23 protein-coding genes are annotated in these 21557 nt (G+C 56.1%); 10 read left to right on the top strand and 13 right to left on the bottom strand.

Annotated elements, in window-relative coordinates:
• The first annotated feature begins 3 nt into the window (after positions 1-3).
• Positions 4-891, top strand: a complete 888-nt coding sequence (gene cyoE, locus ES815_RS14705) for a heme o synthase (RefSeq protein ID WP_142488429.1) — start codon at positions 4-6, stop codon at positions 889-891.
• A gap of 148 nt (positions 892-1039) precedes the next feature.
• Complete coding sequence (locus ES815_RS14700; protein WP_142488428.1) at positions 1040-2401, top strand: MFS transporter; 1362 nt, start codon at positions 1040-1042, stop codon at positions 2399-2401.
• Positions 2402-2430: 29 nt separating this feature from the next.
• Here the strand turns inward: ES815_RS14700 and ES815_RS14695 are convergent, their stop codons facing one another.
• Positions 2431-2922, bottom strand: a complete 492-nt coding sequence (locus ES815_RS14695) for a YajQ family cyclic di-GMP-binding protein (protein WP_106992136.1) — start codon at positions 2920-2922, stop codon at positions 2431-2433.
• Positions 2923-3051: 129 nt separating this feature from the next.
• Between ES815_RS14695 and panE the strand changes: the two genes are divergently transcribed.
• Positions 3052-3963, top strand: coding sequence for a 2-dehydropantoate 2-reductase (gene panE / locus ES815_RS14690; protein WP_142488427.1), 912 nt, complete (start codon positions 3052-3054; stop codon positions 3961-3963).
• Complete coding sequence (gene yajL, locus ES815_RS14685; RefSeq protein WP_142488426.1) at positions 3926-4519, top strand: protein deglycase YajL; 594 nt, start codon at positions 3926-3928, stop codon at positions 4517-4519. The genes panE and yajL overlap by 38 nt, the downstream gene beginning before the upstream one ends.
• 83 nt (positions 4520-4602) lie before the next feature.
• Here the strand turns inward: yajL and thiI are convergent, their stop codons facing one another.
• On the bottom strand, positions 4603-6051 hold the full coding sequence (thiI, locus tag ES815_RS14680) for a tRNA uracil 4-sulfurtransferase ThiI (RefSeq protein ID WP_142488425.1): 1449 nt from the start codon (positions 6049-6051) through the stop codon (positions 4603-4605).
• 193 nt (positions 6052-6244) lie between these two features.
• On the opposite strand from thiI, the gene xseB reads away from it, so the two are divergent.
• The 4 genes from xseB (at position 6245) to ES815_RS14660 (ending at position 10314) form a co-directional block, all read left to right on the top strand.
• Positions 6245-6487: an exodeoxyribonuclease VII small subunit gene (gene xseB, locus ES815_RS14675; RefSeq protein ID WP_142488424.1), complete on the top strand. Its 243-nt coding sequence runs from the start codon at positions 6245-6247 to the stop codon at positions 6485-6487.
• The gene (gene ispA / locus ES815_RS14670; protein ID WP_142488423.1) at positions 6488-7387 is read left to right on the top strand and encodes a (2E,6E)-farnesyl diphosphate synthase; all 900 of its coding nucleotides are present in this window, start codon (positions 6488-6490) and stop codon (positions 7385-7387) included.
• A 24-nt stretch (positions 7388-7411) separates the two neighbouring features.
• Positions 7412-9274 carry a 1-deoxy-D-xylulose-5-phosphate synthase gene (gene dxs, locus ES815_RS14665; RefSeq protein WP_142488422.1) on the top strand — a complete coding sequence of 621 codons (1863 nt, stop codon included), beginning with the start codon at positions 7412-7414 and terminating at the stop codon, positions 9272-9274.
• Between the two features lie 65 nt (positions 9275-9339).
• Positions 9340-10314 (top strand): aldo/keto reductase, encoded by a 975-nt coding sequence (locus ES815_RS14660; RefSeq protein ID WP_142488421.1) that lies wholly within the window; start codon positions 9340-9342, stop codon positions 10312-10314.
• A gap of 86 nt (positions 10315-10400) precedes the next feature.
• Here ES815_RS14660 and thiL read toward each other — a convergent pair whose 3' ends face one another.
• From thiL to nrdR, 5 genes are all read right to left on the bottom strand, one after another.
• Positions 10401-11372, bottom strand: coding sequence for a thiamine-phosphate kinase (gene thiL / locus ES815_RS14655; RefSeq protein ID WP_142488420.1), 972 nt, complete (start codon positions 11370-11372; stop codon positions 10401-10403).
• A 78-nt stretch (positions 11373-11450) separates the two neighbouring features.
• Positions 11451-11870, bottom strand: a complete 420-nt coding sequence (nusB, locus tag ES815_RS14650) for a transcription antitermination factor NusB (protein ID WP_032616814.1) — start codon at positions 11868-11870, stop codon at positions 11451-11453.
• A 21-nt stretch (positions 11871-11891) separates the two neighbouring features.
• Positions 11892-12362, bottom strand: a complete 471-nt coding sequence (gene ribE, locus ES815_RS14645; RefSeq protein WP_142488419.1) for a 6,7-dimethyl-8-ribityllumazine synthase — start codon at positions 12360-12362, stop codon at positions 11892-11894.
• A 90-nt stretch (positions 12363-12452) separates the two neighbouring features.
• Positions 12453-13559 carry a bifunctional diaminohydroxyphosphoribosylaminopyrimidine deaminase/5-amino-6-(5-phosphoribosylamino)uracil reductase RibD gene (gene ribD, locus ES815_RS14640; RefSeq protein WP_142488418.1) on the bottom strand — a complete coding sequence of 369 codons (1107 nt, stop codon included), beginning with the start codon at positions 13557-13559 and terminating at the stop codon, positions 12453-12455.
• Positions 13560-13563: 4 nt separating this feature from the next.
• Positions 13564-14013, bottom strand: coding sequence for a transcriptional regulator NrdR (gene nrdR / locus ES815_RS14635; RefSeq protein WP_032616812.1), 450 nt, complete (start codon positions 14011-14013; stop codon positions 13564-13566).
• Between the two features lie 153 nt (positions 14014-14166).
• Between nrdR and ES815_RS14630 the strand changes: the two genes are divergently transcribed.
• Together ES815_RS14630 and ES815_RS14625 are read left to right on the top strand one after the other, a co-directional pair.
• Positions 14167-14706 carry a DUF3251 domain-containing protein gene (locus ES815_RS14630; protein ID WP_142488417.1) on the top strand — a complete coding sequence of 180 codons (540 nt, stop codon included), beginning with the start codon at positions 14167-14169 and terminating at the stop codon, positions 14704-14706.
• Positions 14707-14968: 262 nt separating this feature from the next.
• Positions 14969-15853: a nucleoside-specific channel-forming protein Tsx gene (locus ES815_RS14625; RefSeq protein ID WP_039032359.1), complete on the top strand. Its 885-nt coding sequence runs from the start codon at positions 14969-14971 to the stop codon at positions 15851-15853.
• Positions 15854-15983: 130 nt separating this feature from the next.
• Here ES815_RS14625 and ES815_RS14620 read toward each other — a convergent pair whose 3' ends face one another.
• The 6 genes from ES815_RS14620 to tgt all read right to left on the bottom strand — a co-directional run bounded on the left by ES815_RS14620 (position 15984) and on the right by tgt (position 21534).
• On the bottom strand, positions 15984-16664 hold the full coding sequence (locus ES815_RS14620; protein ID WP_142488416.1) for a helix-turn-helix transcriptional regulator: 681 nt from the start codon (positions 16662-16664) through the stop codon (positions 15984-15986).
• A gap of 25 nt (positions 16665-16689) precedes the next feature.
• Complete coding sequence (locus ES815_RS14615; RefSeq protein WP_142488415.1) at positions 16690-17055, bottom strand: VOC family protein; 366 nt, start codon at positions 17053-17055, stop codon at positions 16690-16692.
• Between the two features lie 141 nt (positions 17056-17196).
• Positions 17197-18168 (bottom strand): protein translocase subunit SecF, encoded by a 972-nt coding sequence (gene secF / locus ES815_RS14610; RefSeq protein WP_142488414.1) that lies wholly within the window; start codon positions 18166-18168, stop codon positions 17197-17199.
• A 10-nt stretch (positions 18169-18178) separates the two neighbouring features.
• Complete coding sequence (secD, locus tag ES815_RS14605) at positions 18179-20026, bottom strand: protein translocase subunit SecD (RefSeq protein WP_142488413.1); 1848 nt, start codon at positions 20024-20026, stop codon at positions 18179-18181.
• Positions 20027-20051: 25 nt separating this feature from the next.
• The gene (yajC, locus tag ES815_RS14600) at positions 20052-20384 is read right to left on the bottom strand and encodes a preprotein translocase subunit YajC (protein ID WP_142488412.1); all 333 of its coding nucleotides are present in this window, start codon (positions 20382-20384) and stop codon (positions 20052-20054) included.
• 22 nt (positions 20385-20406) lie between these two features.
• Entirely contained in the window at positions 20407-21534 is a 1128-nt protein-coding gene (gene tgt / locus ES815_RS14595; protein WP_106992120.1) for a tRNA guanosine(34) transglycosylase Tgt, read from the bottom strand.
• Positions 21535-21557: the final 23 nt, after the last annotated feature.

Raw genomic sequence — 21557 nt, 5'->3', positions numbered from 1 at the left:
AGTATGTTTAAGCAATACCTGCAAGTCACAAAACCAGGCATCATCTTTGGCAACCTGATCTCCGTGATCGGAGGGTTCCTGCTGGCCTCTAAGGGCAGCATCGATTACACCCTCTTTATTAACACGCTGATTGGGGTGTCATTGGTTGTTGCGTCCGGTTGTGTATTTAACAACTACATCGACATGGATATCGACAGGAAGATGGAAAGGACGAAAAATCGGGTGCTGGTTAAAGGCCTGATGTCCCCTGCCGTCTCGCTGGTGTACGCCACCTTGCTGGGTATTGCTGGCTTTATGCTGCTGTGGTTCGGCGCCAACCCTCTGGCCTGTTGGCTGGGGGTGATGGGTTTCGTGGTGTATGTTGGCGTCTACAGCCTGTATATGAAACGTCACTCCGTCTACGGTACGCTGATTGGTTCGCTCTCCGGCGCTGCGCCGCCGGTGATTGGCTACTGCGCGGTCACCAACGAGTTCGACAGCGGTGCGGCTATCCTGCTGGCTATCTTTAGCCTGTGGCAGATGCCGCACTCCTATGCCATTGCGATTTTCCGCTTTAAGGATTATCAGGCAGCGAACATCCCGGTTCTGCCGGTGGTGAAAGGCATTTCCGTCGCCAAGAACCATATCACGCTCTACATCATTGCTTTTGCGGTTGCTACGCTGATGCTCTCTCTGGGCGGTTACGCTGGGTACAAATATCTGGTGGTTGCTGCGGCGGTGAGCGTCTGGTGGCTCGGCATGGCACTGCGAGGCTATAAAGTGGAAGACGACAAAGTCTGGGCACGCAAACTGTTTGTGTTCTCGATTGTCGCTATCACTTCCCTCTCGGTGATGATGTCCGTCGATTTTATGGTGCCCGATTCACAAAATCTGCTGACTTACGTCTGGTAAGATTCGGATAGATAAAAAGGGTGCTTCGGCACCCTTTTTTTATTCATAAAATCCATTAATAACGTATGTAATATTTGTTAAATAACAGGTTGTTTACCCCGCCCCTTCCCCGCACTACACTAATGCCTGCTTTTGAGTTGAGGTGGTAATGAACGATTATAAAATGACGCCAGGCGAGTTACGCGCCACCTGGGGTTTAGGGACTGTTTTCTCATTGCGTATGCTCGGCATGTTTATGGTCCTGCCCGTTCTGACCACTTATGGCATGGCATTACAGGGAGCAAGCGAGGCGTTAATTGGTCTTGCCATCGGTATTTACGGTCTGGCTCAGGCGGTCTTTCAGATCCCCTTTGGTTTGCTCTCCGATCGCGTTGGTCGTAAACCGCTTATCGTTGGCGGGCTGCTGGTATTTGTGCTTGGTAGTGTGATTGCCGCCCTCTCCCACTCCATTTGGGGCATCATTCTCGGACGTGCATTACAGGGTTCCGGCGCCATCGCCGCTGCGGTCATGGCGCTGCTTTCCGATCTGACCCGCGAACAGAATCGCACCAAAGCGATGGCCTTTATTGGCGTGAGCTTCGGCGTGACCTTTGCTATCGCGATGGTTCTCGGCCCGATCATTACCCATGCGCTGGGTCTAAACGCCCTGTTCTGGATGATCGCCGTGCTGGCGACCCTCGGTATCGCCCTGACAATCTGGGTTGTACCGGACAGTAAAAACCATGTGCTCAACCGCGAATCGGGGATGGTCAAAGGCTGCTTCAGCAAAGTGCTGGCGGAACCGCGTCTGCTGAAACTCAACTTCGGCATCATGTGTCTGCATATCCTGCTGATGTCTACCTTCGTCGCCCTCCCAAGCCAGCTGGCCGCGGCTGGTTTTCCGGCGGCAGAGCACTGGAAAATCTACCTGTTCACCATGCTCATCTCTTTTGTGTCCGTGGTGCCGTTTATTATTTATGCCGAAGTGAAGCGCCGGATGAAGCGCGTCTTCCTGGCGTGCGTCGCCCTGCTGTTGATTGCCGAAATTGTGCTCTGGGGCTCAGGCCCGCACTTCTGGGAACTGGTCGCGGGTGTGCAGCTGTTCTTCCTTGCCTTCAACCTGATGGAAGCTTTGCTGCCATCGCTAATCAGTAAAGAGTCCCCGGCAGGCTATAAAGGAACGGCGATGGGGATCTACTCCACCAGCCAGTTTATCGGCGTGGCGATCGGGGGATCTCTCGGAGGCTGGGTCGATGGCATGTTCGATTCACAAACCGTATTCCTGGCGGGTGCGCTGCTGGCAACGGTCTGGCTGCTGGTCGCCAGCACCATGAAAGAGCCGCGTTATGTCAGCAGCCTGCGGGTTGAAATTCCGCATGATGTCGAGGTGAGTGAGGCATTGAAACAGCGTCTTGAAGCTAAAGAGGGTGTCAGCGAGGTATTACTGGTGCCGGAAGAGCGCAGTCTGTATGTCAAAATCGACAGTAAAGTGACAAACCGATTTGAAGTTGAGCAGGCGCTGAAAGCCTGAAAAAAAGCCCGGCATCGCCGGGCTTTTTCTTAATCGCGGAAGTTCTTGAACTGGAATGGCTGGCCGAGATCGCCGCCACGCACCAACGCCATCACACCCTGCAGATCGTCACGAGATTTGCCAGTAACACGAATCTCTTCGCCCTGAATTTGCGCCTGCACCTTCAGCTTGCTGTCTTTGATGAGCTTAACGATTTTCTTCTGCATCGCGCTCTCAATGCCCTGCTTCAGTTTGGCTTCAACAAACCAGGTTTTGCCGCTGTGAACGAACGTTTCCGGCACATCGAGAGAGGTCCCTTCGATGCCGCGCTTCAACAGCTTGGCGCGCAGAATGTCCAGCAGCTGGGTGACCTGAAAATCGGACTCGCTCAGGATCTTAATGGTCTTATTTGCGTCGTTCAGCTCAAAACTGGCCTCAACGCCACGAAAATCGAAACGTGATTCAACTTCACGGCTGGCGTTGTCCACGCCGTTACGTACTTCCTGGATATCAACTTCGGAAACAATATCGAAAGATGGCATCTTTTCTTCTCCCTTCACTTTTGTTGCGTTGCATAATACCCGCTACGGGGCATAACTCAACAGAAGCTTAGTTGTCGACGCTATACTACATGTTGTAACACCTGGCGCAGTTGCAGGTGAGGAGGAACGATGAAAATTACCGTGCTCGGATGCGGGGCACTGGGACAACTTTGGCTCGCCGCACTTTGCAAACAGGGACACGAAGTCCAGGGCTGGATGCGCGTGCCACAGCCCTATTGCAGTGTAAACCTGATTGAAGAAGACGGGAGTATCTTTAACGAATCTCTTATCGCTAACGATCCTGATTTCCTGGCGCAAAGCGATCTGCTGCTGGTTACCCTGAAAGCCTGGCAGGTCTCGGATGCCGTACGGGCGTTGGCGTCCACTCTTCCGCAAACGTCGCCTGTTATGTTGCTCCACAACGGGATGGGCACCATCGAAGAGCTCAAAAGCGTTCACCAGCCGCTGATGATGGCTATTACCACCCATGCAGCCCGCCGTGACGGCAACGTAATTGTTCATGTCGCCAGCGGGATGACCCACATCGGCCCGGCAAGAGCGCAGGAGGGGGACTACAGTTATCTGGCGGTTCGCTTCCAGCAGGTGCTGCCGGATGTTGCCTGGCACGATAACATCCGCCCGCAAATGTGGCGCAAGCTGGCGGTAAACTGCGTGATCAACCCGCTGACCGCCCTGCTGGATTGCCCAAACGGTGAGCTTAAAAACCATCCGCAGGCCATAGCAACGCTGTGTGCCGAGGTCGCGGCCGTCGTGGAGCGCGAGGGCATCCATACCTCGGTGGACGATATTCGCTATTACGTTGAAGAGGTCATTGAGAGTACCGCCCAGAATATCTCTTCGATGCTGCAGGATATCCGCGGGCTACGCCATACCGAAATTGATTACATTACCGGCTACCTGCTAAAACGCGCCCGCGCGCACGGTATCAGCGTGCCGGAGAATGTCCGACTGTATGAACAGGTTAAACGTAAGGAGAGTGAGTATGAGCGCGTCGGCACTGGTATGCCTCGCCCCTGGTAGCGAAGAGACCGAAGCGGTCACGACTATCGATCTGCTGGTTCGCGCCGGGATTAGCGTCACGACGGCGAGCGTCGCCAGCGATGGTAACCCGATCATCACCTGCTCGCGCGGGGTAAAAATTGTGGCCGATGCCCCGCTGGTGGAGGTCGCCGACGGTGATTACGACGTCATCGTCCTGCCGGGCGGTATCAAGGGCGCGGAGTGCTTCCGTGACAGCCCCCTGCTGGTCGAAACCGTCAGGCAGTTCCACCATTCCGGGCGCATCGTCGCTGCCATCTGCGCCGCCGCGGCCACGGTACTGGTGCCGCACAACATCTTCCCGATTGGCAATATGACCGGTTTCCCGACGCTGAAGGATAAAATCCCCGAAGAGCAGTGGGTGGATAAGCGTATGGTCTGGGATCCGCGCGTCAACCTGCTCACCAGCCAGGGTCCGGGCACGTCGATTGATTTTGCGCTGAAGATTATCGAACTGCTGGTCGGGCGTGCAAAAGCCTATGAAGTGGCCTCATCGCTGGTGATGGCGGCGGGCATTTATAACTATTACGAAGCGTAGGTATTGCCCGGCGGCGCTACGCTTGCCGGGCCTACAGAGATCAACCAGGCCGGGTAAGACGACGTCGCCACCCGGCATTGCGACTACGGGCGATACACCTTCACATTGGTAAAGCCCTGCTCGCGCAGATAGAGCGCCTGAAGACGGCTCATCACCCCGCGCTCGCACCACAGCAGATAGGTTTTGCTCTTATCCAGATCGCCAAATTTGGTGCTCAGCTTGTAGAACGGCAGCGAGGCCACTTCCACACCTTCTGGCTCAAACGGCTTCGCGTCTTGTTCATCCACAGAGCGGATATCCAGCAGCACGTCGTCAGGACCGAAACCGTTAACGGTTTCGACTTCCACCACCTCCTGCTCGGTCTGCTGGGCAATCTCGCGGATATCGATGTTATTGGCTTCAGCCACCACTTTCTCAAGAATGCTGAAATCGAAGTTCTCTTCTTCCGCTTCGATCTTCGCCTTCACCGCCTTCACGGTTGGGCTCTTGGAAATCACACCGCAGTATTCCGGCATGGTGCGGGCGAAGTCTTCGGTACCGATTTCACGCGCCAGATCGATGATGTGCTCTTTATCGTGAGAGATCAGCGGACGCAGGATCAGCGTATCCGACACGTTATCAATAAGACGCAGGTTGGTCAGGGTCTGGCTGGAGACCTGGCCCAGCGCTTCGCCGGTAACCAGCGCCTGCACGCCGTAACGCTCAGCCACTTTCGAGGCTGCACGCACCATCATACGCTTCAGCACTACGCCCATCTGGCCGTCGTCCACTTTCTCCAGGATCTCGCCGACCACAGGCTCAAAGTTGATCGCCACAAAACGCACGCGGTGGGAGCTGCCAAAGCGGTTCCACAGATAGTGAGCCACCTGACGCACGCCAATTTCGTGCGCCGCACCGCCGAGGTTAAAGAAGCAGTAGTGCACGCGGCAGCCGCGACGCATCAACATATAGCTGGAAACGCCGGAGTCGAAACCGCCGGAGATCAGCGACAGCACATCTTCCTGCGTCCCAATCGGGAAGCCGCCGATACCTTCATAGCGGCCTTTCACCAGCAGCAGGCGGTCGTTTTCGATTTCCAGATTAACGGTCACTTCCGGGTTGGTCAGACGCACGCGCGCAGACTCAACGTGCTGATTCAGCCCGCCGCCCACGTAGCGTTCAACTTCAATGGAGCTAAACTCATGCTTGCCGCGACGCTTGGCGCGCACGCAGAAGGTTTTGCCTTCGATCAGATCGCGATACTGCGCCAGCGCTTTTTCGAAGATGTCGTGCAGGGAAGTAAAGGGAACATCCTCCACTTCCAGAATATGATGGATACCCGGAATACGGGTTAAGGCATCACGAATGTCCAGGCGCTTGTTTTCATCTTTAGCGCGGACTTCAACGTGATCCCAGTGACGCACGACGGCCAGCGTCTCGTCGTAGTGCTTCAGAACGTTACGAATGTTCCCGGTTAAAATTTTAATAAAGCGCAAACGCACAGATTGGCTTTTGATGGTGATTTCCGGGAACAATTTAATGATAAACTTCATGGCGGCAATGTTTCTTTGGCAAGCGATAAGGCTTGTAATGGAAAAGTACAGCAGCCCACATTTCCAGGGCTGCATCCAGGCGCGGAAGTATACCACCATCGCGTGGCTCCTGTGCACATTGCGCGTTATTTGATAATTACCCTGAGTCCGATACCATATCAGGGATATAAAAACTGAGAGTCAGACATTCACTATGCCGAAGAAAAACGATGCACCCGCCAGTTTCGAAACTGCGCTGAGTGAACTGGAGCAAATCGTTACCCGTCTGGAAAGCGGCGACCTGCCGTTAGAAGAGGCGCTTAATGAATTCGAACGCGGCGTGCAGCTGGCGCGCCAGGGTCAGGTTAAGCTGCAGCAGGCGGAACAACGCGTGCAGATCCTGCTCTCCGATAGCGAAGATACCGCCACGACCCCCTTCACACCGGATGCCGAGTAGATGGACTTTTCGAACCAGCTTCAGGCGTGCGTCGGGCGTGCTGACGACGCATTGCGCCGTTTTATTGCTCCGCAGCCTTTTCAGAACACTCCACTGGTTGAGGCCATGCATTATGGCGCACTGTTAGGCGGTAAACGCCTGCGTCCTTTTCTGGTGTATGCCACCGGCGGAATGTTCGGGATCAGCGCCGATACGCTGGATGCGCCAGCGGCTGCGGTGGAGTGTATTCACGCCTACTCGCTGATCCACGACGATCTGCCGGCGATGGACGACGACGATCTGCGTCGCGGCCAGCCGACCTGCCACATTAAGTTTGGCGAAGCGAACGCCATTCTGGCAGGCGATGCCCTGCAAACCCTGGCATTCTCGATTCTGAGCGATGCGCCGATGGTGGAAGTGGCGGATCGAGATCGTCTGGCGATGGTTTCCGAGCTGGCAATGGCCAGCGGCGTGGCGGGCATGTGCGGCGGTCAGGCGCTGGATTTAGAGGCCGAAGGTCGTCAGGTTAATCTGGAACAGCTGGAGCGTATTCATCGCCACAAGACCGGGGCATTGATTCGCGCCGCCGTTCGTCTGGGCGCGCTGAGCGCGGGTGAGCAGGGTCGCAAAGCCCTGCCGGTTCTGGATCGCTACGCAGAAAGTATCGGTTTAGCCTTCCAGGTTCAGGATGACATTCTGGATGTCGTGGGCGATACTGCAACATTGGGTAAACGTCAGGGTGCCGATCAGCAGCTTGGCAAAAGTACCTATCCCGCCCTTCTGGGCCTTGAGCAAGCCCAACAAAAAGCCCGGGACCTGATTGCGGATGCCCGCCAGTCGCTTGAGCAACTGGCCGCGCAGTCACTGGACACTTCGGCACTGGAAGCGCTAGCGGACTATATAATCCAGCGTGATAAATAACGAAAACACCACGATGAGTCTCTGATGAGTTTTGATATTGCCAAATACCCGACACTGGCGTTGGTTGACTCCACCCAGGAGTTACGTCTGTTGCCGAAAGAGAGTCTGCCGAAGCTGTGCGACGAGCTGCGTCGCTATCTGCTCGACAGCGTAAGCCGCTCCAGCGGCCATTTCGCCTCCGGGCTTGGCACGGTGGAGCTCACCGTGGCGCTGCATTATGTCTATAACACGCCGTTCGATCAGCTGATCTGGGACGTGGGCCATCAGGCTTATCCGCACAAAATTCTCACCGGCCGTCGCGATAAAATTGGCACCATTCGCCAGAAAGGCGGCCTGCATCCTTTCCCGTGGCGAGGCGAAAGCGAATACGACGTGCTGAGCGTCGGCCACTCCTCCACCTCCATTTCTGCCGGGATCGGGGTAGCCGTCGCGGCGGCCAAAGAGAACAAACAGCGCCGTACCGTCTGCGTCATTGGCGATGGGGCAATCACCGCCGGGATGGCCTTCGAGGCGATGAACCACGCGGGCGATATCAAACCAGACATGCTGGTGGTGCTCAATGACAACGAGATGTCGATTTCCGAAAACGTCGGGGCGCTGAACAACCACCTGGCGAATCTGCTCTCCGGCAAACTCTACTCCAGCCTGCGCGAAGGCGGCAAAAAAGTCTTCTCCGGCGTACCGCCAATTAAAGAGCTGCTGCGTCGTACCGAAGAGCACATCAAAGGCATGGTTGTTCCCGGCACGCTGTTTGAAGAGCTCGGCTTTAACTACATCGGTCCTGTGGACGGGCACGATGTGCTGGGGCTGGTCTCGACGTTAAAAAACATGCGTGACCTGAAAGGCCCGCAGTTCCTGCACATCATGACCAAAAAAGGCCGGGGCTACGAACCGGCGGAAAAAGATCCGATCACCTTCCACGCGGTACCTAAGTTCGACCCGACCAGCGGCTGCCTACCAAAAAGCAGCGGCGGGATGCCGAGCTATTCTAAAATCTTCGGCGACTGGCTGTGCGAAACCGCGGCTAAAGACAGCAAACTGATGGCCGTGACCCCGGCGATGCGCGAAGGCTCCGGTATGGTAGAGTTTTCCCGCAAATACCCGACGCAATATTTTGATGTCGCTATTGCCGAGCAACATGCGGTGACCTTTGCCGCAGGCCTGGCGATTGGCGGTTACAAGCCGGTCGTGGCAATCTACTCCACCTTCCTGCAGCGCGCCTACGACCAGGTGATCCACGATGTCGCCATTCAGAAACTGCCGGTCCTGTTCGCCATTGACCGGGCGGGTATTGTCGGCGCCGACGGCCAGACGCACCAGGGGGCGTTCGATCTCTCCTTCCTGCGCTGTATCCCGGATATGGTGGTGATGACCCCAAGTGACGAGAACGAATGCCGTCAGATGCTGTTCACCGGCTATCACTATCAGGATGGCCCTACCGCCGTGCGTTATCCGCGCGGTAACGCCGTGGGCGTGACCCTGGAGCCGCTGGCAAAACTGCCGATTGGTAAAGGCGTTGTCAAACGTCGCGGTGAGAAGCTGGCGATCCTGAATTTCGGTACGCTGATGCCGGAAGCGGCAAAAGTGGCAGAGTCCCTTAACGCGACGCTGGTGGATATGCGCTTTGTGAAGCCGCTCGATGAGGCGCTGATTCTGGAGATGGCGTCACGGCACGAGGCGCTGATCACCCTGGAAGAGAATGCCGTTATGGGTGGCGCAGGCAGCGGTGTGAATGAAGTACTGATGGCGAAGCGTAAAGCCGTGCCGGTGCTGAACCTCGGCCTGCCGGATCACTTTATCCCGCAGGGTACGCAGGACGAAGCCCGCGCCGACATCGGCCTGGATGCTGCCGGTATCGAATCCCGTATTAACGCCTGGCTGGCATAATCCCTCCCCTTTCCGCTCCTGCTATGCTTAACGGTACGTTTTAAGTAATCAGCAGGAGTGGAACCATGCAATACAATACATTAGGAAAAACGGATCTTAAGGTTTCCCGTCTTTGCCTGGGCTGCATGACCTTTGGCGAACCGGACCGGGGTAAGCACGCCTGGACGCTGCCGGAAGAGAGCAGCCGTCCGATCATCAAACACGCCCTTGAGGGCGGCATTAACTTCTTTGATACCGCCAACAGCTACTCCGACGGCAGCAGCGAAGAGATCGTTGGCCGGGCGCTGCGCGAATTCGCCCGCCGCGACGAGGTGGTGGTCGCCACCAAGGTTTACCATCAGGTGGGCGATCTGCCGGAAGGCCTCTCCCGGGCGCAGATCCTGCGCTCCATTGATGACAGCCTGCGACGGCTGAACATGGATCACGTCGATCTACTGCAGATCCACCGCTGGGATTACAACACCCCAATTGAAGAGACGCTGGAAGCGCTGAACGACGTCGTCAGATCGGGTAAAGCGCGCTATATCGGCGCCTCCTCGATGCATGCCGCCCAGTTTGCCGAAGCGCTGGCGCTGCAGGAACAGCACGGCTGGGCGCCCTTTGTCACCATGCAGGATCACTACAACCTGATCTATCGCGAAGAAGAGCGCGAGATGTTGCCCCTGTGCTATCAGCACGGCGTGGCGGTGATCCCGTGGAGTCCGCTGGCGCGCGGGCGGTTAACCCGCCCGTGGGGAGAGACCACTGCCCGCTCGGTATCGGATGAGTTTGGCAAAACGCTGTATGACGAAACCGAAGCCAATAACGCGCAGATTGCCGAGCGTTTAACCGGGATTTCAGAGGAGCTTGGGGTAACGCGCGCTCAGGTGGCGCTGGCATGGGTGCTGAGCAAGCGGGGCGTTGCTGCACCGATTATCGGTGCGTCGCGCGAAGAGCAGCTGGACGAGTTGATCAACGCCGTGGATATCACCCTGACCCCGGAACAGATAGCCGAGCTGGAGACGCCGTACAAGCAGCATCCGGTGGTGGGATTTAAGTAATAAAAAAGCCGGGTGGCAGCTTCGCCTTACCCGGCCTACGGTGCGTGCATGGTTTTTTAGGCCGGGCAAGCGCAGCGCCCCCGGCATCACGCAAAGTGGTCGTAACCCTTCCAGTCGAGCGTCACCGGCGAACCGTTCTGCACGAACTGCATCCCTTCGCTTTCCGGCATAATCTGGCCGATACAGGTAAATCCGGCCCCAAGATTGGCTAAGGCCACATCCAGCGTGCCGCGGTTCAGCTCGGGAACGGTAAAGCACAGCTCATAGTCTTCACCGCCGGAGAGCGCCCAGCGCAGCGCCTGCTCGGGCTCCACGTGCCTGCGCATCGCGTCAGAGAGCGGGAACAGATCAAGGTCAATGCGCGCGCCCACGCCGCTGGCTTTCAGGATATGGCCGAGATCGGAGATCAGGCCATCCGAGAGGTCAATAGCCGAGCTGGCGCGATCGCGCAACGCCTGGCCGTGCAGTATCCGCGGCGTCGGGCGCAAATGGCGTTGCACAAAATAAGCCGCATCCCGGTCGTTATCGACCGCCAGGCGCTTCTGCAATATAGCCAGCCCTGCCGCGCTGTCACCCGGCGTACCGGTGACGTAAATCCAGTCGCCCGGTTTCGCGCCCGAGCGTTTCAGCGCCCGCCCCACCGGCACATAGCCGTGGATCGCCAGGGTCATCGACAGCGGTCCGGCGGTGGTATCGCCACCGATCAGCTGCATATCGTAATAGTTAAGCTGTTCAAACAGCGCGTCGCTAAAGGCCTCAAGCCAGCATTCATCGACCTTCGGCAGGGTCAGCGCCAGCGTTAACCACGCCGGATCGGCCCCCATCGCCGCCAGATCGCTCACGTTCACCGCCAGCGCTTTATACGCCAGATCGGCAGGATCGATATCCGGCAGGAAATGATGCCCCGACACTAAGGTGTCAGTGCTGATCGCCAGGGTCTGTTTTTCGGGGATATTGAGAAGTGCACAGTCGTCGCCGATGCCGGTTTCTACATCGCGACGCGAGTTTCTGACTCGGTCAAAATAACGGGCAATCAGGGAAAATTCGCCACATGCCATACGTTATGCCTCAGCAAAGAAAATAAAAAAACCGGAGCCCGCACCGCCCGAAGGCGATACGAAACTCCGGCTTGCGGATCACTTTTTACGGGGACGGATCGCAGGTGCAGCTTTATCCAGTACGCCATTCACAAATTTATGGCTGTCTTCAGCACCGAAGGTTTTCGCCAGTTCGATCGCTTCGTTGATGGCCACTTTGTAAGGCACATCATCACGCTTCGACAGCTCAAACAGTGCAATACGCAGCACAGCTTTTTCAACCTGGCCCAGCTCTTCGAGCAGACGGGACAGGTACGGCTTCATCAGACCGTCGAGATACGCGCTATTAGTCGCCACTCCCGACAGCAGTTCACGGAAGTACACGACGTCAACGTCTTTGACGTCTTGTTCCGCCAGGAACTGGTATTCAACATCAGCGATGTCGTTCTGGGACAACTGCCAGGAGTAAAGTGCCTGGACGGCACATTCACGGGCGCGGCGACGAGCAGCAGGTTTCACGGAATTCCCCTTACAAAAAAATCAGGCCTTGATGGCTTTCAATACATTGATCATTTCAAGCGCGGTCAGTGCAGCTTCTGCACCTTTGTTACCGGCTTTGGTGCCAGCGCGTTCGATGGCTTGTTCAATACTTTCAGTGGTGAGTACGCCGAAAGCGACAGGAATTCCTGCATCCTGTGCCACGTGCGCCAGACCGTTGCTTGCACCACCCGCAACATATTCAAAATGCGCGGTGCCGCCACGAATCACGGTACCCAGCGCGATAACCGCATCGTACTTGCCGGTTTTCGCCAGTGCGCCCGCTGCCAGAGGCAGTTCGTAAGCACCCGGAACCCAGACAACGGTAATGTTTTCGTCTTTCACCTGGCCGATACGTTTCAGGGCGTCAATCGCACCATCCAGCAGGCTGTCGTTGATGAAGTTGTTGAAACGCGCAATGGTGATGGCGACGCGAGCGTCCGGGGTAGCAACGGCTGCTTCAATAATGTTCATACTCTTCCTTAACGGGTTCATTTGGTGGCCCCGCAGGGGGGCGGATTTTATCATAATATTTTGCGCACTGCTTCCCTATTTAGGCAAGCCTTACGCGGTGGTCAGGTGGAGACACAGATCCGGTCCAACCGGGCGTATCTCGCTAAAGTTAAACGCGGGCGCATCCGCCAGTTTTTCCAGCCCTGGCAACATGCACAGACCGCGGGCGTCGCTGCCTAACAGTTTAGGTGCCAGATAGACAATCAGCTCATCCACCAGCCCGGCCTGCAATAACGCCCCGGCCAGCGTTGGGCCGGCTTCGACCCAGATGCTGTTGATCTGCTGCTGTTTACCCAGCAGCATCATCAGTACCACTAAATCCAGATGCCCATTGTGCTCCGGAACCATAATGCTGCGCACGCCTTCCGGCCAGCTGCGCGCATCTTCCTGCGTGCGGGCAAACCAGGTCTCGCCCGGCTGCTGCACAATGCGGTGCTCAGGGGTGACCCGATTCTGCCGATCAACCACAATCCGCAGCGGCTGGCGTAAATTCTCCTGCGGGTAGAGCGCCTGGGTATCAGCGTTTAGCTCATCCCAGCGCACGGTCAGCGCAGGATCGTCGGCCAGCACGGTGGCATGGCTGGTGAGAATAGCATGGCTTTGCGCGCGCAGACGTTGCACATCGCGCCTTGCCTGCGGAGAGGTGATCCACTGGCTTTCGCCGCTGGCCATTGCCGTGCGGCCATCCAGCGAGGCGCCTAGCTTCAGCTGGATATAGGGAAAACCGGTGCGCATCCGCTTGAGGAAGCCTTTATTCAGGCGTTCGGCTTCGCTCATCATCAGCCCGTGGCTGACCTCAATACCCGCCTGCTGCAGGCGATAGAGACCGCGACCGGCCACCTGCGGGTTGGGATCCTGCATGGCTGCGACGACACGAGAGACACCCGCCGCGATAAGGGCATCGCAGCACGGCGGCGTGCGGCCATGATGGCTGCAGGGCTCCAGCGTGACGTAGGCCGTAGCGCCGCGCGCCTTCTCGCCGGCCATGCGCAAGGCATGTACTTCGGCATGCGGCTCACCGGCACGGTAGTGAAAACCTTCTCCGACAATCTCGCCATCTTTAACGATAACGCAGCCGACGTTCGGGTTCGGGTGGGTGGTAAACCGCCCGCGTTGCGCCAGCTTCAGCGCTCGCGCCATGTAAATCTCATCCTGCATGTGCTTAGTCCTGTAGGCGGGCAATCTCTTCACCGAACTCTTTGATATCTTCGAAGCTGCGGTAAACAGAGGCAAAGCGGATATAGGCCACTTTATCGAGCTTTTTAAGCTGCTCCATCACCAGGTTGCCGATCATTTTGCTCGGCACCTCGCGCTCGCCGGTGGCGCGCAGCTGGGTTTTGATGTGGTTAAGCGCCATTTCGACGTCATCTGCGCTGACTGGCCGTTTTTCCAGTGCTTTTAGCATCCCGCTGCGCAGCTTTTCTTCGTTAAAGGGTTCGCGGACGTCGTTGCTTTTCACGACGCGGGGCATCACCAGCTCCGCCACTTCAAAGGTGGTGAAGCGTTCGTTACACACCAGGCACTGACGACGGCGGCGCACGGATGAGCCCTCTCCCACGAGTCGGGAGTCGATTACTTTGGTATCCACGGCGAGACAGAATGGGCAATGCATACGGTGTCCTGGCTATCGGGTTGACTGAACTCCATTTTACCCCGAACTGGGCTGACAACAAAGAAGGAGCGTTTTTGAGATAAAGGATCTATGCGCAGGGCAGCGTCGTTGACTACCCTTAGCAGAATCCGTTATTTCAGGGAAATAATTGCCATGACAAGACGTTACCTTCATGTTCTGCTGCTGGGAAGCCTTTTTAGCCTCAGCGCCTGCGCACAGCAAAGCGAAGTGCACCAGATGAAGCAGAGCATTAGTTCACTGAACACCACCATGAACAAGCTCAACCAGGAAACGGTCAAAATTACCCAGCAGAATGCGCTGAACGCCAAATCAACCAGCGGCGTCTATCTGCTGACCGGATCCAACACCCCTGCCCGGCTGAACAGCCAGATTGGTACGCTGAAGATGTCGCTGGTCAACGTCGCGCCTAATGCCGACGGCACCCGCGCCACGCTGCGTATTCAGGGGGAATCAAACGATCCGCTGCCGGCCTTCAGCGCCACCGTAGAGTGGGGCCAGATCCAGGGCACCACCGACAGCTTCCAGGAGCTGAACGTCCAGACCCAGCTAATTAACGCCCCGGCCAGCGTGCTGGCACCCAGCGATGTTGATATTCCGCTTCAGCTCAACGGCCTGACGCCCGATCAGCTCGGTTTTATCCGTATCCACGATATTCAGCCCGTCGCGCAATAATCCCCCTGCGGAACGTGTTACACGTTCCGCCCTCTTCTGAGCTTTCAAACATTGGCAACAGAAATGTTTGCCATTACAATCCGCTCCGTTAAAAATACGCAAACGTGAACGCAATCGATTACGTATGTGAGAGAACTGTGAAACAACACATATTTTTGTGAGCAAGGATTCCTATAATAGGCTCCCAGAAACACGAAATATTTAGAAACGCAATTCGCGCCTTTTTCACTCCCGTAAGGGATTTCAAATCAGTGGCATTATTATGAAAAAAACATTACTGGCAGCCGGTGCAGCGCTGGCACTCTCCTCTACTTTCGCTGTGCAGGCAGCCGAAAACGATAAACCAGAATACGTTTCCGACTGGTGGCACCAGAGCGTCAACGTCGTCGGCAGCTACCACACCCGTTTTGGACCACAGATCCGCAACGATACCTACCTGGAATACGAAGCGTTCGCCAAGAAAGACTGGTTTGATTTCTATGGTTACATGGATGCGCCGGTCTTCTTCGGTGGTAACACTGACGCGAAAGGTATCTGGAACCACGGTTCCCCACTGTTCATGGAGATCGAACCGCGCTTCTCCATCGACAAACTGACCGGCACCAGCCTGGCGTTTGGTCCGTTCAAAGAGTGGTACTTCGCAAACAACTACATCTACGACATGGGCCGCAATAAGTCCGGTCGCCAGAGCACCTGGTATATGGGTCTGGGTACTGACATCGACACCGGTCTGCCGATGAGCCTGTCCATGAACGTGTATGCGAAATACCAGTGGCAGAACTACGGTGCAGCGAACGAAAACGAGTGGGATGGCTACCGTTTCAAAGTGAAATATTTTGTGCCAATCACCCAGCTGTGGGGCGGCAACCTGAGCTACATCGGCTTCACCAACTTTGACTGGGGTTCAGACCTGGGCGACAACGACTTCCGTGACCTGAACGGTAAGAAAGCGCGTACCAACGACTCTATCGCCTCCAGCCACATCCTGGCGCTGAACTACGATCACTGGCACTACTCTGTTGTGGCCCGTTACTGGCACAACGGTGGTCAGTGGAACGACGACGCCAGCCTGAACTTCGGCGACGGCGACTTCAGCGTCCGTTCTACCGGCTGGGGTGGTTACCTGGTTGTGGGCTATAACTTCTAATACGCTGTGCCTGTATCGCCGGGTGGCGGCTACGCCTTACCCGGCCTACAAAACCCGATAACGGCACAAACCGTTGGCCGGGTAAGCGAAGCGCCACCCGGCATAAAAGCCAGCTAAAAAGCTGGCTTTTTTATTGCTTCACCTTCCTCAAAAAATCCGCCAGTGACCTGTCCGCGCTTTCGCTAAAGCGTCTGTCCGTCAGGGTGATATTCAGGCACCTGTCAAGCCGGAAACAGCGATAGTCATCGCGCCGTTCGCACCATGCCGCCAGCAGCCAGTGCTCGCCCCAGAAGAACAACCCCAGCGGCTGCACGTCGCGGGAACTCAGCTGCCCGCTCTCATCACGATAGTGCAGCCCCAGCACCCGCTGAGCGGAGATCGCCTGATGGATCACATCGAAGCCGCTGCGGGAGTGGGGTTGCATGGCGATATCCGGCGCGTAAATCCGGGTCTGCTCAGCCTTGCGACGGCTCTCCTCCGGCAGGATCGCCAGCACCTTTTCCTGCGCCGACTCCAGCTCACGCGACAGCGACTCCCCGCCCCAGGTTTTAAGCAGGCGGATCGCCACCATCAGCGCCTCGGATTCTTTGTTGGTCAGCATCAACGGCGGCAGGTCAAAGCCCGACATCAGCCGATAGCCACTTCCTGCCTCCCCTTCCACCGGCACGCCAGAGAGCGACAGATCCCGGATATCGCGATACACCGTGCGCTCAGAAACGCCGAGCCTGTCCGCCAGATGCGCAGCGGTGGTCAGTCGCCTGCCACGCAGGATCTGCACAATCTGAAACAAACGGTCGGCGCGTCGGGTCATCGGTTCTTCGCTTTACAGGTGGATATCAGGCGGGTTGATGAAGTCCAACCCGGTTGCCTTCGCTGTCAGTAAACAGTGCAATAGTGCCAATACCGTGCGGCAGCTCCAGCGGGCCAAACACGCACGCGCCGCCGGCTGACGCCACGCGATCCAGGGTTGCCGCCAGGTTGTCAGTATGCAGGTAAATAATAGCGCCCTGCGACGAGGGTGTAATGCCGTCAAATTTTGCCAGCGCGCCGCCGGTGGCCGGATCCTCATGCGGGAAAACGGCCAGCTCAGCGCAGTCCATTTTCTCGCGCCGCAGCGCCACCTGCATCACCGGCTCGTAAAATTTGATGGCACGATCCATATCCGCGACCGCAATTTCAAACCAGTTAATCACACTTTTCATACATCCTCCTGCCTGTTGTTTGGGTTCAGAAGGAGTCTACGACAGGTCTCCTGACAGCATACTGTCAGGAGTGTTTGTCAGGAGCAGGCAAAAAAAATCCCGGCCATAAGACCGGGATTTCGCTGACAAATAAATGTCGTGTTACGGCAGAATGGACGGCTGATCCGCCCCTTCTTTTTCTACTTTCTGCTGAAGCAGGTGCTCGCGCTTCATGCCCAGCTTCAACGCCAGCGCGGACGCGACGTAGATGGACGAGGCCGTACCGATGGAGACACCGATCAGCATGGTCAACGAGAAGCCTTCCAGAATCGGGCCGCCGAAGAGATACAGCATCAGGATCACCATCAGGGTAGTCCCGGAGGTGATCAAGGTACGGTGCAGTGTCTGGGTCAACGACACGTTAAAGATTTCGTACGGCGTACCGCGACGGATCTTACGGAAGTTTTCACGGATACGGTCCGATACCACGATACTGTCGTTCAGCGAGTAACCGATAACCGACATCAACGAGGCCACGATGGTCAGGTCAATCTCGATATGGAACAGCGACAGAACGCCCATGGTGATCACCACGTCGTGCGCCAGAGCGATAACCACCCCGGCCGCCAGACGCCACTCGAAGCGGAAACCGACATACGCCAGGATACAGAGCAGCGCCACCAGCAGTGCCATCGCACCGGTCTGGGCCAGATCCGCACCCACGCTCGGGCCAACGAATTCAATACGTTTAACCGTCGCATTCTGGCTGGTCGTTTCGTTAATCACGGTCACAACCTTGCTGCCCAGCTCCTGGCTGCCGTTGGCATCTTTCACCGGCGGCATGCGCACCATGATGTCGCGGCTGCTGCCGAAGTTCTGCAACAGCGGCTCTTCAAAGCCCGCCTTCTCGAGCGACTGACGCATCTGGTCCATATCGACCGGTTTTTCCAGGGTGATCTCAATGACCGTACCACCGGTAAAATCGAGACCCCAGTTGAAGCCCTTCACGCCGATGATGGCGATGGAGAGGATCAGCAGAAAACCTGATATGCCAAAGGCCCAGTAGTCCCAGCGCATAAAGTCCCAGACTTTACGGCCGTAGTTCAATTGTTCAACAGTATATTCCTGTGCCACAACGCACTCCTCAGATAGACAGCTTTTTAACGCGCTTGCCGCCGTACAGCAGGTTCACGATGGCACGGGTGCCGACGATAGCGGTAAACATTGACGTTGCCACACCAATACCGGTGGTAATAGCAAAGCCCTTGATCGCGCCGGTACCCACTGCATACAGGATAATAACCTTAATCAGTGTTGTTACGTTCGCATCAAAGATGGAGCTGAAAGCACCACGATAACCTTCGTCAATCGCCTGTTGGACAGAGCGACCGTTGCTCAGTTCTTCTTTGATACGTTCGTTGATCAGTACGTTGGCGTCGACCGCCACCGCAAGGGTCAGAACGATACCCGCAATGCCTGGCATGGTGAGCGTCGCCCCCGGCAGCAGGGACATAATGCCCACAATCAGCACCAGGTTAGCGATCAGCGCACTGGTCGCAATCAGGCCGAACTTCTTATAGAAGAAGATCATAAAGATGATGGAGATAATCAGACCCGCCAGGCAGGCTTCCAGACCCTGGGTGATGTTCTGCATACCCAGGGTTGGACCGATAGTACGCTCTTCCACAATCTGAATCGGCGCAATCAGCGCACCGGCACGCAGCAGCAGCGAGAGCTGACGCGCTTCGTTCGGGTTGTTGATACCGGTGATACGGAAGCTGTTACCCAGGCGAGACTGGATGTTGGCGATGTTAATCACCTCTTCCTCTTTCACCAGGATGGAGCGACCGTTAGCATCTTTTTTACCGCTGTCTTTGTACTCCACGAACAGGGTCGCCATCGGCTTACCGATGTTGTCCTTGGTGAAGTTAGACATAATGTTACCACCCGCGCTATCAAGCGAGATGTTAACCTGCGGCTGGTTGTATTCGTCCTGGCTGGAGGTCGAGTCGGTGATATGGTCACCGGTCAGGATCACCCGCTTGTACATGACAACCGGCTGGCCTTCACGGGTCTGTTTCACTTCAGAATCGCCCGGAACGCGGCCAGAGGTGACGGCGGACTGATCGACGCTGGTGTTCACCAGACGGAATTCGAGGGTCGCAGTCGCGCCCAGAATTTCTTTCGCACGCGCGGTATCCTGGATACCCGGCAGCTCAACCACGATACGGTCAGCCCCCTGACGCTGTACCAGTGGTTCAGCAACGCCAAGCTGGTTTACACGGTTACGCAGGATGTTGATGTTCTGCTGAACCGCGTATTCACGCGCTTCTTTCAGACGTTCATCGGTCATCACCGCACGCAGCTGGTTGCTGCCCTGAGAAGAGAGCACCAGGTCGCGATGACGCTGGGTCAGGTAATCCATCGCCTGATCGCGGGCGTTGCTGTCGCGGAACGCGATGCTCATCCCGTAATTATCTTCCTTACGCACGGTGGTGTAAGGGATGCCTTTGTCGCGCAGATCGCTACGCAGGCTGTCGATGTTTTGTTCCTGGAGTTTGCCGAGCGCGGTTTCCATATCCACTTCCATCAGGAAGTGCACGCCGCCACGCAGGTCGAGACCGAGTTTCATCGGCTCCGCGTTGATAGCAGCTAACCAACGCGGCGTTGCAGGAGCAAGGTTCAACGCCACGACATATTTATCACCCATCACGCCCATCAGCGCTTCACGAGCGCGGAGCTGCGTGTCGGTGGAGTCGAAGCGAGCAAGAATAGCGCCCTCTTCCAGTGCCACAGACTTAGCGGTAATTTTTTCTTCTTGTAAAGTTTTCTGGACCTGGATCAGCGTTTGCTCACTGGCGGCGACGCCGCGCGCGCCAGTGATTTGAACAGCCGGATCCTCACCATACAGGTTGGGAAGCGCATACAGCAGGCCGACGACAATGACGACGACCAGCATGACGTACTTCCACAAAGGATAACGGTTTAACACGGCAGTTCCCTTTGGGAAAAGTTAATTACAGCGCTTTCATGGTGCCTTTCGGCAGAACGGCAGCGACGAAGTCACGTTTAATCACTACTTCAGTAGTATCGTTCAGCGCGATAACGATGTAGCCGTTTTCTGCTACTTTGCTTACACGACCTACCAGACCACCGTTAGTCAGCACTTCATCGCCTTTCGCGATGGAGTCCATCAGCTTTTTGTGCTCTTTGGTGCGCTTCTGCTGTGGACGCAGGATCATGAAATAGAAGATCAGACCGAACACCACCAGCATCAGAATCAGAGACATCGGGCTGCCCTGCGCCGGTGCACCTGTTGCCGCTACCGCATCAGAAATAAAAAAGCTCATTAAAATTCCCTCATTAAATAAATTAATCAACGTTCAAAGGTGGAACATCCCGACCCTGTCGTTGGTAAAAATCGGTCACGAAGCTCTCTAATTTACCCTCTTCGATAGCCTTGCGTAAACCAGCCATTAAGCGCTGGTAATAGCGAAGGTTATGAATCGTGTTGAGACGCGCGCCCAGTATTTCATTACAACGATCAAGATGATGCAAATAGGCACGAGAATAATTGCGACAGGTATAGCAATCGCACTCGGCATCAAGCGTGCTGGTATCGCTTTTATGCTTCGCATTACGGATTTTTACCACGCCGTCGGTCACGAACAGGTGACCATTACGGGCGTTGCGGGTCGGCATAACGCAGTCGAACATATCAATGCCGCGACGCACGCCTTCAACCAGATCTTCTGGTTTACCTACGCCCATCAGGTATCGAGGCTTATCTGTTGGAATTTGCGGGCAAACATGCTCCAGAATACGGTGCATATCTTCCTTCGGCTCACCCACAGCCAGACCGCCGACAGCGTAGCCATCAAAACCTATCTCTACCAGACCTTTAACAGAGATATCGCGTAAATCTTCGTAAACGCTTCCCTGAATAATGCCGAACAGCGCATTTTTGTTACCGAGGCCATCAAAGCGGTCGCGGCTGCGCTTCGCCCAACGCAGCGACATCTCCATCGAGCGTTTAGCGTAGTCCCAGTCTGCCGGGTATGGCGTACATTCGTCGAAGATCATTACGATATCGGAACCGAGATCGTACTGAATCTCCATCGATTTTTCCGGATCGAGGAAGATCGGGTCGCCGTTGATAGGGTTACGGAAATGGACGCCTTTTTCGGTGATCTTACGGATGTCACCGAGGCTGAAGACCTGGAATCCGCCGGAGTCGGTCAGGATTGGGCCCTTCCACTGCATAAAGTCATGCAGATCGCCGTGCAGCTTCATCACTTCCTGGCCCGGGCGCAGCCACAGGTGGAAGGTGTTGCCGAGGATAATTTGCGCGCCTGTGGCTTCAACTTCTTCCGGCGTCATTCCTTTTACGGTGCCGTAGGTGCCCACAGGCATGAAAGCAGGCGTTTCTACTACGCCACGATCGAACACCAGACGGCCACGGCGAGCGCGACCATCGGTGGTATCAAGTTCAAATTTCATTTTTTCTCCAGCGTCAGAAAAAC

The organism is Leclercia adecarboxylata, assembly GCF_006874705.1.
GTDB classification, from domain to species: Bacteria; Pseudomonadota; Gammaproteobacteria; order Enterobacterales; family Enterobacteriaceae; genus Enterobacter; species Enterobacter adecarboxylatus_C.
Note: the sequence above shows the minus strand (reverse complement) of the source record. Positions and strands in the feature narration are given on the sequence as shown.